This window comes from Lacticaseibacillus manihotivorans DSM 13343 = JCM 12514 (assembly GCF_001435035.1).
Taxonomy (GTDB): domain Bacteria; phylum Bacillota; class Bacilli; order Lactobacillales; family Lactobacillaceae; genus Lacticaseibacillus; species Lacticaseibacillus manihotivorans.
In genome coordinates, this window is record NZ_AZEU01000179.1 from 37,176 (window position 1) to 48,685 (window position 11,510).

Here is an 11,510-nt window from a genome sequence, read left to right on the forward strand (position 1 = left end):
GAGACTTCGTGCAGAGCAAAATAAAAAGCCGACGTGGTGTCGACTTTTTAGCGTTAGCGTTGATTGAAGCTGATATCCAAATTGACCACGCGATTGGTCAAGTAACCCAACGATAAGAAGTTTACCCCACAACCGGCGTAATCATGCAAGTTGCTGAGTTCGATCCCGCCAGAGATCTCAGTTTGAATACCAGCCGGGATCAACTGTTGCCAAGCTTTCACCGTGTCAGGGGTTTGGTTATCAAACATGATGATGTCTGCATGCGCTTGAATGGCTTGGTTAACTTGCGCGAGTGACTCACATTCGACTTCGATCATTTTTGTGGGGCCATTCACCTGGTGCAGGAGCTGAATGGCTTGGCTTAAATTGCCAACGGCCGCCCAGTGATTATCTTTGAGCATCGCCATGTCATCGAGGCCTAAGCGATGGTTCACCCCGCCGCCGACGCGCACCGCGTATTTATCAAATTGCCGCAAACCAGGCGCCGTTTTGCGCGTGTCGAGAATTTGAATGCTAGGGTCAGCTAAGGTATCGACTGCCTGTTTGGTTGCAGTGGCGATACCGGATAAGCGTTGCATCAAATTCAAGCTTAAGCGCTCAGCGGCCAATAAAATGGCCAAATCACCAGCTGCCTCGGCGATCGGCGTACCAGCTGAGACAGATTGGCCTTCTTGAACCAACGGGTGATAGCTGATTTTTGTGCCGAGTAGTTGGTACAGAAATTCAGGGATCTGTAAACCGGCGATCACGCCAGCAGTTTTGGCCAGATACACCCCAGCCCCTTTGCGTCCAGTCAAAAGTGGGGCAGTGAGATCGCCACGACCGAGATCTTCATCCAAAAAGCGTTGTAGATCTGGCGCAACGCGTTTATAGCTTAGCGGCATTATCGGCCACCTGCGATTCTGTGACGTCTACAATGTTGTCGTCTTTAACGCCGAAGACTAAGACAATCAAGGCGATGATCAATAAACCAACGAATAAACCAAACACCCCATGAATGCCAAAGCCAGCGTCAAACAACCAACCGACTAAAAATGGCCCAACAGTGGCGCCGATGCGACCGATCGATTGTGCAGTCCCCATGGCTGTCCCGCGAATAATTTTGGGAAATTGGCCAGGGGTCAAGGCAATCAACGTGCCCCAAGCGCCGAGGTCAAAGAAGGATAATGCAGCACCTGCGACTAAGATCATCGCCGTGGAGCTGGCATTGCCAAAGACCAAAGCGGCAATGATGGTGCCGACTAAGTAAATGCCCATGATCAACTTGCGCGAGACTTTGCCCATCAACCAAGCGGCCAAGTAGTAACCAGGTAGTTGGGCAATACTCATCGCCAAGGTGTAACCCAAAGAGTTGACAATCGAAAAGCCGCGCATCGTCAACACACTTGGCAACCACAAGAAAATCCCATAATACGTCAACATCACGATAAACCACATCACACTCAAGGTGGCCAATGGTTTAAAGTGTGCTGGCTTCATCAATTCGGCAAAAGGCGCATGCGCTGTTTTAACGTGTTTGGGTTCTGCTGGTAAGTGTTCCCGTAAAATAAACGCATATAAGGCTGCGACTAAAGTGATGGCCACAGCGATCCGCCAACCAAAAGCCGGCATCACTAAGAAGGCAATCAAGCTAGCGACGATCCAGCCCCAAGCCCAAAAGCTATCGCCTAACACCAACATCTGCGAACGCTTGACGCCAGTGAAGTGATCCGCCAACATGGTGGCTGCCACTGGTAACTCGCCACCAAGGCCAAAGCCGGTCACCACCCGAATGGCCATAAACCATTCGACATTTGGCGCAAAGGCTAATGCTAAATTGCTGACAGAAAATAAAATCAGCGTGCCCATCAACACATGCTTGCGACCGTAAGCATCAGCTAAGCGCCCACATAGCACAGCGCCAAAAATCATCCCGATAGACGTCATGGCGCCTACCAAACCTAATTGCGTGCCGGTCAAAGACCATTCAGTTTTCAACAGCGGCATAATGAATGAGAGCAAGGCGACATCCATGGCATCAAATAGCCACGCCGTCCCCACGATCAATAATAAGTGCTTTGGTGTTTTCATCAAAATCCTCCGACCTCGATTTGATTTAATTTTAATAATGATATTCGAGGTTGATTATGAGCTTACACTCAAGACCTGACACAGTCAAGATATGGCCATCAATTCAAATGTAAGGGCACGATGCGATTGTGGATCAACGACTTAATAAACCTTGTCGGGATGCGTGGTGCCGTTGGCGTTCGCTGGTGAAAAAAATTGGGGCTCGCTTGAGCTGGTTTCTGAAATTGGACAAAAGAAATTTGTATCACTAAATTGAGAACAATTCGTTGACACCGTGTCAACAAACGGTATACTGGTTTTGTTGACACGGTGTCATTTATACATAAAAGGGGAAAAACCATGGTTTCCACAATGTATCAAAACCTCCCGCAAGCAAAACAAGAGCGCGTTGAAGCGGCTTTACTCAAAGAATTCTCGACGCATGCGTTAGCTGACGCGCAAGTGGCTCGAATCGTTTCAACGGCGAATATTGCGCGCGGGGCGTTTTATCATTATTTTTCTGATTTACAAGATGCTTATTTATATTTGTTTGGGCAGGTGATGCAAGCTGTCCATCGTAATGTGCCGAAATCTGGCGATATGTATCAAGCGACTGCGGATTTTGTTAATGGTGCGGTGGATTCTGAGTATCACGACTTGTTGCGGCAACATTTTGCGCATAATGCCGCAATGTTGCCGAGTCACCAACCAACTGTTGATTTGCCGCCGATCGCTTGGGCGCAAATGACGCTTTGCCATGAAACGATTCGCTTAAGCTTGATCGACTCAGAACACAAGGCGCAACATCTTGCCAACTTAAAACATGCGTTGGCTAAACTTGCCGAATAATTAAGGGGGAACTTTATGTTTTTAGCGTTGAAAGAAATGCGCAAAGAAAAATTGCGCTACAGCTTGATCATCGCGATGATCGTGTTGATCAGCTACTTGATTTTTATCCTGACGAGCTTGGCATTAGGCCTCGCCCAACAAAACACGGATGCAATCAATTCATGGGGGATGCAAAGCATCATCATGAACAAAGATGCGGATATCAGCTTATCGCAATCCTTGATTAAAAAATCCCAAGCGCCGAGTACTTTACCGAAGTCGCAGGCCTACATTGCGCAAGCGCCGATCGTGGCCAAAAAGTCTGGCCATGATCAGGTTTCTGGGACGTTTATCGGTTTAGATAACGACCAATTTGTGGCCAAGAAGATCACGTTAACAAGCGGTCACTTGGCGAAAAGCCGTTACCAATTAGTTGTCGATGATGCGTTTAAAGAATCTGGCTACAAACTCGGTGATACTTTCAAGCTCAACGGCAATGCCCATGCCTACACCATCGTCGGCTTTACCCACAATGCCAAAATGAGTGTCGCGCCAGTGGCTTATGGCCGTTTATCCGCTTGGGCAACGTTGAAGAATGTCCCAACGACGATGATCGCCAGTGCCATTGTTTCGACGAAAACTGCCCCAAAAGCTGGCAATTCCGCCTTGCATACATATGATAAGGATACCTTTGTGCAAAAGTTACCTGGTTATTCTGCCCAGAATATGACCTTTGAAATGATGATCGGCTTTTTGTTGGTGATCTCCCTGATCGTCATCGCGGTGTTCTTGTACATTTTGACGATGCAAAAACAACAAAACTATGCGGTATTGCGCGCCCAAGGCATTCCAGGCTCAGTGCTGGTTAAAAGCACGTTGAGTCAAGCCTTTTTAATGGTGATTTCGGGGCTTGTGATCGGCGTGATTTTGACCGTGGTCACCGCCATGGCGATGCCAAGTGCGGTGCCGATGGCCTTTGATGTGCCGATTTTAGGCGCAGTGGCGTTAGCATTGGTAGTCATCGCGATGCTCGGTGCGGTGATCCCTGTGCGCAGTATTTTGAAAGTTGACCCTGTCAGCGTGATCGGAGGCTAAGGATGCAAGCATTAAAAATTGAACATGTCGATCAGTTCTTCGGCACTGGCGCTAGTCGCGTCCAAGTATTACACGATGTGAATTTTGAAGCCAAGGCTGGCGAGCTCAGTCTGATCTTAGGCCCGTCTGGTAGCGGCAAAAGTACGCTGTTGACGATCGCCGGTGGGTTATTGACGCCGACAAAGGGCAATGTGCAAGTGGCTGGCGTTGAATTAGGCCAAGCTTCTGCCAAGCAAAAAGAGCAACTGCGCTTGAATCATTTAGGCTTTGTCTTGCAGGCGTATCACTTGTTACCATTTCTGACGGTGAACGAACAATTCAAGTTAGTTGATCACGTTAAAAAATCTGGCAACTTGTCTGCCGACGCTTTGACGCACTTGTTAGAAGAATTAGGCCTGACGCCGTTCGTCAATGCGTATCCAAGTTCGCTTTCCGGCGGCCAACAACAGCGCGTGGCCATTGCACGGGCGTTGTATCCAGATCCAGCCGTGGTGTTAGCCGATGAGCCGACGGCAGCGCTAGACTCGACGCGGGTGATGCAAGTTGGGCAATTGTTGCAAGATTTGGCGCATGATCGGCAAAAAGCCGTGGTGATCGTGACCCATGATGTGCGCCTGCGTGCTTTGGCAGATCACGTGTATGATATGGTCGATGGGCGGTTGACTCAAGCACAATAGCGTTTGCTAACTTTTTGACCTTATTTTTCCCAAATCGCTGTGCAATAATTGTCATTTAACTGAAATAATTGTATTATAGAATTGAAGGGCGCATGCAAACTGGCGTAAAGCTTAACTGTTAGCTGAGTCAGACTTTGAAACGCAGCCACCTTCGTTAAAACTTCACATTCTAGGTCTACGGTTTAGTTGTGATATAATTACTGCGAATTTTGTTGATGCGGATTGGCAGTCAAGGAGTGACTCATTCATGAAGAATAAACGTGTCTGGTTTGGCGGCGTGTTGGTGATCGCATTATTAGCCATTGGTGGCTATGCATTGCGTTCCCATCACTACCAAAACCGATTTTTACCCAAGACTCAAGTGTTAGGGGTAGATGTCGGCGACCAAACAGTGACCCAAGCAAACAAAGCCTTGCGGACCCATTTCACCAACAGCTCATTGAAATTAGTCGACGGTTCAAAAACTGTCGCCACTGCCTCAGGGACTGCGTTGGGGTTGAAGCAAAACTTTACCCAAACGTTAACCACTTTGCTTAAAAAGCAAAACCCTTGGGCCTTATCGGCAACGGTTTTGGCCCAAAGTCAAGACAAAGCGGTGTTGACCACAGGCAATAAGACCTTAGTCGCCTACACCAAACAGTTGACTGACAAGCTCAATCAAACCCGCAAAGCACCAGTGGATGCCAAAGTGGTGGCTGAAAGTGGCAAATACGTGGTGCAAAAAGAACAAGCCGGCAATCAAATCGATGCTGCCAAGTTAGCGAGCGCCGTGACCAAAGCCGTCTCTTCGGACAAGGCGACAGTTACCGTGTCCACGGCATACACCCAGCCTAAAGTCACGTCAACTTCTGCGACGTTGAAGAAAGCCGCCAAGGAATTATCCCAAATCGCCAGCATCAAAGCCCAAGTCAAAATCACCAACAAACTCGTGACGATCCCAACTAGCAAGTTGCAAAGCTGGTTGAGCTATGATAATGGCGTGCAAGTGGACTTAGCGAAAGTTGAAGCTTACACAGCAGAGCTCGCCAACACTTACAACACGTATGGCAAAACGCGGACCTTTAAGTCCACGAAGCGCGGCACTGTGATCGTGCCAGCCGGGACTTATGGCTGGACCATTTTACAAACGGCGACGGCTAAGAACTTAGTCGCCGAAATCAAAAAAGGCCAAGACTTTACCAAAGAAGTGTCATGGGAAGGCTCCGGCTACCACAGCGATGGCTCAGATATCGGTAGCACCTATGTGGAAGTGGATGTGACCAATCAGCACGAATACTTCTATAAAGATGGCAAACTGGTCTTGGATTCAGCAGTCGTCACCGGTAAACCTGGCCAAGATACTCCTAAAGGTGTGGATTTTGTTTGGAACAAGACCCAAAACAAGACCTTGACCGGGAAAAATGATGATGGCTCAAACTATGCCTCAAAAGCATCGTACTGGATGCCGATCGATTACACCGGCGTCGGTTTACATGATGCGTCATGGCAGCCGAAATTCGGTGGTGATTGGTACAAGAAGCACGGCTCACATGGCTGTGTGAACAACCCAGTTTCATTTATGGCCAAATTATACGCCGCAGTGCCACTGGGGACACCAGTTATCGTCTTTTAATTGATAAACATCGATCAGCCTTTGCGGTGATCGATGTTTTTTATTTGCGCAAAAAGTCAGTGGGATAAATGCGGTATACTGAAGGTATTATCGAAATCCTCGGGGGTCAGCTTTTTGGATTATCAAACCAGTATTCAATACATTCATGCGCTGCCACGCTTAGCCAAAGATGGCACCTTAAATCGCATTACCGCGTTGCTTGACGCAATGGGCAACCCGCAACAAGATCAAGCTTATATTCATGTCACTGGCACCAATGGCAAAGGTTCCGTGGCCAATGCCATCAGCCATATTTTAGAAGCCAGTGGGTTGACCGTTGGCTTGTTTACGTCGCCGTTTATCATGCGGTTCAACGAACGGCTGCGCATCGACCATCAAAATATTGAAGACGACCGCTTGGCGGAATTGACCACGCATGGGGCGCAAGTCTTACAAGATCTGCAAACCCAGCAGCCTGGTTTTGTGGTGACTGAATTTGAATTCATCACGGCGCTGGCGCTGACTTATTTCAAATCGGAACAAGTGGACGTGGCAGTGATCGAAGTGGGCATCGGCGGACGCGAAGACTCAACTAATGTCATCATGCCGAAAGTTTCAGTGATCACTAGCGTCGGCTTTGATCATCAAGCGTTATTAGGCAATACCTTGACCAGCATTGCCGGCCACAAAGCCGGGATCATTAAAGCGGGCGTTCCGGTGGTGACTGGTATTTTACCAGATGAAGCACAAGTGGTCGTCGCCGATCGGGTGCGGGAGATGCATAGTGATTGGCAACAATATGGCGAAGATTTCGCCGCAAAACACCCGTCGACGTTTGATTGGGGGATGCACTTTGACTATTACAGTCAACATGATCGCATCCGCCAACTCACGATGCCATTAGTCGGCAGTTATCAACCGGCCAACATGGCGGTGGCGATCACGGCGGCCAAAGCATACGCACAAGAGATGGGGTGGCCATTGAGCGATCATGAAATTACCAAAGGCGTCAAAGCCAGCACTTGGCCTGGGCGAATGGAAAAAATTTCGGATCAGCCGCTGATCATTTTAGACGGTGCGCATAATCCTCAAGGCATTCATGGCTTGGTGAAAACACTCGACGGGCTGTTTGGGCAACAAGAATTGACCGTGATCGCCGGTGTCCTCAAAGATAAAGCCGTGGAAGCCATGATTGAGGCGTTATCTGGCCGGGACCATCGCTTATGGTTGGTGCCAGTACCGGATACCCCACGGGCGACAAAAGTTGGGGATTATCCTGACACAGTTACCCACTTTGATTCTTGGCAAGAAGCCTTGGCCGCATACACGCAAGAACAGAGTGAAGAACCATTGATCATTACCGGTTCGTTGTATTTAGTGGCAGCGGTGCGCCAAGCGTTATTGGGAAGCGATTATGATTAAAGCGGTGTGCTTCGATCTAGATGGGACGTTGGTGGATTCTGAATGGTTGTATCTGGCAGGTAATGTCCACGCTGCCCAGCAAATGGGTTATCTGTTGACCTGCGAGGACTTCCTACCGCTTGTGGGGATCAGCGATGCGCAGTTTCAAAGCCAATTGAATCGCCTGATCGATCCCGGTCAGCAAGCTGAATTTGCGCAATTGACGCAGGATTTTGTTGACGCTCGGATCGACCGGCCAGAAAGTCTGGCGCAACCTGGCGCTGATGCGTTGTTACGCGCGTTGAAACTCCAGCAAATCAAGTTGGCTTTAGTGACGACTTCAACTGCTGAATACACGCATCATATGTTGCAAAATACCCATTGGTCAGATGTCTTTGATGTGGTCATCACGCGAGAACAAGGTCGCACAAAACCTGCACCTGATTTATATTTGCAGGCGATGAGTCAATTGAATCTCCCAAAAGCTCATATCCTGGCAGTTGAAGATAGTCCAGTTGGCGTGCGATCAGCGAAAGCAGCCGGTCTGACATGTGTCCAAGTGCAAGATTTGGCGCCGCGATCCCATCTGGCTGACGAACTGATCGACAATCTTTTTGAACTTGAAAAGATGATTCACGCCTAATTTGCATAATTTATATAGTGAGGGGGTAGCGAAATGAAGCCTGATCTATATGAACGTATTGTCCAAAATGGTGCCAGTGCATTAAGCGATGCTGAATTGTACCGGGTGTTGTTGCGCACTGGGAGCAAACAAGCCCCGATGAGCCAAATCGTCGCTGAATTATTAGGCACATTTCCAGATTTTCAAGGCTTAAATCTCATCGATGCCAAGCAGTTGATGGCTATTTCTGGCATCGGTTTGAGCAAAGCGGCAGGGTTATTGGCGGCGATCGAATTTGGTCGCCGGGTGGTGGAACAAAGTACCAAGCGCTATGGCGAAGTGTTATCCGTTGAAAGTCTGGCGGCAGAACTGATGCCAAGACTTGGGGCGAGTCCACAAGAACATGTGCTAGCGTTTTTGTTGGATACGCAGTTGAAGGTGATTCAAGAAATGCCTGTGGCCCTGGGTGGCTTAGCCCAAGCGGATGCTGAACCGCGGGTGGTGTTTAGCCAAGCACTGAAGGTCCATGCGGCGAGTTTGATTTTGGTGCATAATCACCCCAGCGGCAATGTGACGCCTAGCCAAGCAGATGTGTTGGTGACACGTCGATTTGTGCAAGCGGGTGAATTGATCGGGGTGGTGGTGCTTGATCATGTGATCATCGGGGCACATGATTATTATTCGTTTGCAAGGCATCATCAAGGGTTAAATTTTTTCAAATAATCCCTTAACTAGGCGAATTTGGGGGTCGATGACACCAGTGCCAATGGAAGTTGTGCTATAATCTGTTAGACCACATTACAGAAACGCGTTGAAGGAGAGAACATCTTGTTTGGATTAGGAGCTAAAAATATCGGGATCGATCTCGGCACTGCTAACACCTTAGTTTATGTCGACGGCAAAGGCATCGTTTTACACGAACCTTCTGTTGTTGCCAAAAACACACAATCCGGCGACATTATCGCTGTAGGTGAAGAAGCCCGGGCCATGATCGGCCGCACCCCGGCGAACGTGACCGCGATCCGCCCAATGAAAGACGGCGTGATCGCTGACTACGACACGACCGCTGCGATGCTGAAGTATTTCATGGAAAAAGCCCTCGGTGGCAATGGCGCCCATCCAGAAGTGATGATCTGTGTCCCAAGCGGCGTCACTGAAGTTGAAAAGCGCGCTGTCATTGATGCCGCCAAAGTTGCCGGCGCCAAGGAAGCCTTCGTCATCGAAGAACCTTATGCCGCAGCCATTGGTGCTGGTTTGCCCGTCATGGATCCAACTGGTTCCATGGTGGTTGATATCGGCGGTGGTACCACTGACGTTGCCACGATTTCCTTAGGTGGCATCGTGTCCAGCCGTTCGATCCGTATGGCTGGTGACAAAATGGATGAAGCCGTGATCTCATATGTTCGCCAACAATACAACTTGTTGATCGGCGAACGCACTGCCGAAGACATTAAAATGGAAATCGGTTCGGCATCGATCGAACGCGCCAAAGAAATCGATGGCATGACCATTCGTGGGCGTGACTTGTTGACCGGTTTACCAAAGACGGTGGAAGTGACTGCTGTTGACATTGCCAATGCCATCAATGAAGCCGTTTTGGCGATCATCGATGCTGTTAAAGAAACCTTGGAAGAAACCAGCCCAGAAATCGCTGCCGATGTTATCGACCACGGCATCGTGTTAACCGGCGGTGGTGCTTTGTTGAAGCACTTGTCTGAAGTGATTTCTGACGCTGCGCAAGTGCCAGTATTTATCGCCCAAGACCCATTGGATTGTGTGGCCATTGGGACTGGTGAATCGCTGAAAAACATCGAGGTTTTAAAGAAACACTAAGCCGTAGAATGAGAGCGAGTGTGACATGAACAAGTTCTTCTCAAATAAAAAACTGATCGTGGTCATGGTCGCGATTTTGCTGAGTTTGGGCATGATCTCTTTTTCTGTTGCGGTTCGCGACAAAAAAAGTACGCCTCCAGTTATCCAGCAAGTGGGTAACGACGTGGTCGGCATCGGCGCACGCATTGTGTCGGCGCCGGCCCAGTGGGTCAAAGGTGGCTTAGACGATATTTCCGATTTGATGAATGCTTACAGCGAAAACAAATCACTGAAAGCGCAAATTGAAGATCTCGCCCAAACCAAGGTGCAAAACCAAACCTTGCGCACTGAAAACAAAGCCTTAAAGAAGCAACTCAAACTCGATGGCACATTGACCGATTATGACCAAATCAGTGCTTCCGTCATGCTGCGCAGCCCGAGTGACTGGCGCAACATGGTCACCATCAACAAAGGTTCTGGTGCTGGCGTCAAGAAAAATATGCCAGTGATGTCAGGCTCTGGGGTGGTCGGCCGCATTGTCGAAGTCAACAAAACTAATGCCAAAGTCGAAATGTTATCCACGGATAACAAAGCGGCTGATCATTTTGCCGCGCAGATCACCACCAAAAGTGGCGATACCATCAATGGTGTGATCACCGGCTATCAAGCCAAAACCGGCTACTTGATCTTAGGTCAGCTCAATACTGATAAAAATATCAAAAAAGGCCAGCAAGTGGTCACGTCAGGTTTAGGTGGCGCCACGCCTAAAGGCCTGTTGTTAGGCACAGTCGAAACCATCAAAAAAGATGATTACGGCTTGGCCAACACTGTTTACTTAAAGCCTGCTGCCAATCTTGATGACTTAAGTGTTGTCACGGTGATCGCACGCACGATCGCCAGCAACTAACCTGGACCGGGACTGCAACCTTGTGCGTCCCGGTTTTTGTGTTTCACTACGATCGATGTCCGGCATCGTAAGTGTTTCAGGCTCGCCATCAGGCGCCAGTGGTCTATCTCCGTTACAGTGATTTGAAATTGGGACTCCAGCTGGCACGGCTCGACGTGGAGAGGGTCCTCGGGAAAGCTAGCCGAGATGTGTCGCTACGCTCCCCACTCGCCGGATCTTTCCCTGCGGAATCTCATAAGCGGTAAACCGCTAACGAGATTCTCACCACGTCGAGCCGGCCAGCTTCCGTCCCAATTTCAAATCACTTCCACTACGGCAGACAACTGACACCTGATGGCTACGAAACGTATGATGTGAACGTTGATATCACATCCAAGTTAACTAATGATAGGGCAACGTGAGGGTATTTAATCTGTAAGCCAGTTATACCATCGAAGAAAATCTGTGGGTGGAGACAAAAAGCGCGGAGGCGGGCTGGTCATCAGCCGTGGGGCTCTTAGCGGTTTACCGCTTAGAGCCCAGCGAGAA

11 protein-coding genes are annotated in these 11,510 nt (G+C 49.0%); 9 read left to right on the forward strand and 2 right to left on the reverse strand.

The genetic code is table 11. The features are described from left to right. Positions 1-53: 53 nt before the first annotated feature. Together nadC and FD01_RS10455 are read right to left on the reverse strand one after the other, a co-directional pair. Complete coding sequence (gene nadC / locus FD01_RS10450; RefSeq protein WP_054714418.1) at positions 54-884, reverse strand: carboxylating nicotinate-nucleotide diphosphorylase; 831 nt, start codon at positions 882-884, stop codon at positions 54-56. Further along, on the reverse strand, positions 868-2,070 hold the full coding sequence (locus tag FD01_RS10455) for an MFS transporter (RefSeq protein WP_056964170.1): 1,203 nt from the start codon (positions 2,068-2,070) through the stop codon (positions 868-870). Before FD01_RS10455 ends, nadC begins: the two co-directional genes overlap by 17 nt. A gap of 339 nt (positions 2,071-2,409) precedes the next feature. Here FD01_RS10455 and FD01_RS10460 point away from each other — a divergent pair, with 339 nt between their 5' ends. From FD01_RS10460 to mreC, 9 genes are all read left to right on the forward strand, one after another. Next, positions 2,410-2,898, forward strand: coding sequence for a TetR/AcrR family transcriptional regulator (locus FD01_RS10460; protein WP_056964172.1), 489 nt, complete (start codon positions 2,410-2,412; stop codon positions 2,896-2,898). A gap of 15 nt (positions 2,899-2,913) precedes the next feature. Beyond that, the gene (locus FD01_RS10465; RefSeq protein WP_056964174.1) at positions 2,914-3,972 is read left to right on the forward strand and encodes an ABC transporter permease; all 1,059 of its coding nucleotides are present in this window, start codon (positions 2,914-2,916) and stop codon (positions 3,970-3,972) included. 2 nt (positions 3,973-3,974) lie between these two features. Further along, on the forward strand, positions 3,975-4,649 hold the full coding sequence (locus tag FD01_RS10470) for an ABC transporter ATP-binding protein (RefSeq protein WP_056964176.1): 675 nt from the start codon (positions 3,975-3,977) through the stop codon (positions 4,647-4,649). A 247-nt stretch (positions 4,650-4,896) separates the two neighbouring features. Then, positions 4,897-6,261, forward strand: coding sequence for a L,D-transpeptidase family protein (locus FD01_RS10475; RefSeq protein WP_056964178.1), 1,365 nt, complete (start codon positions 4,897-4,899; stop codon positions 6,259-6,261). A 114-nt stretch (positions 6,262-6,375) separates the two neighbouring features. Then, entirely contained in the window at positions 6,376-7,662 is a 1,287-nt protein-coding gene (locus tag FD01_RS10480; RefSeq protein ID WP_054714412.1) for a bifunctional folylpolyglutamate synthase/dihydrofolate synthase, read from the forward strand. After that, a complete protein-coding gene (locus FD01_RS10485) occupies positions 7,655-8,284 on the forward strand; it encodes an HAD family hydrolase (protein WP_054714409.1) in 630 nt (209 codons plus the stop codon). The genes FD01_RS10480 and FD01_RS10485 overlap by 8 nt, the downstream gene beginning before the upstream one ends. A gap of 33 nt (positions 8,285-8,317) precedes the next feature. Then, positions 8,318-8,986 carry a RadC family protein gene (radC, locus tag FD01_RS10490; RefSeq protein WP_056964180.1) on the forward strand — a complete coding sequence of 223 codons (669 nt, stop codon included), beginning with the start codon at positions 8,318-8,320 and terminating at the stop codon, positions 8,984-8,986. A gap of 105 nt (positions 8,987-9,091) precedes the next feature. Then, positions 9,092-10,096 carry a rod shape-determining protein gene (locus FD01_RS10495; protein ID WP_054714400.1) on the forward strand — a complete coding sequence of 335 codons (1,005 nt, stop codon included), beginning with the start codon at positions 9,092-9,094 and terminating at the stop codon, positions 10,094-10,096. A gap of 25 nt (positions 10,097-10,121) precedes the next feature. Beyond that, a complete protein-coding gene (gene mreC / locus FD01_RS10500; protein WP_056964181.1) occupies positions 10,122-10,982 on the forward strand; it encodes a rod shape-determining protein MreC in 861 nt (286 codons plus the stop codon). Positions 10,983-11,510: the final 528 nt, after the last annotated feature.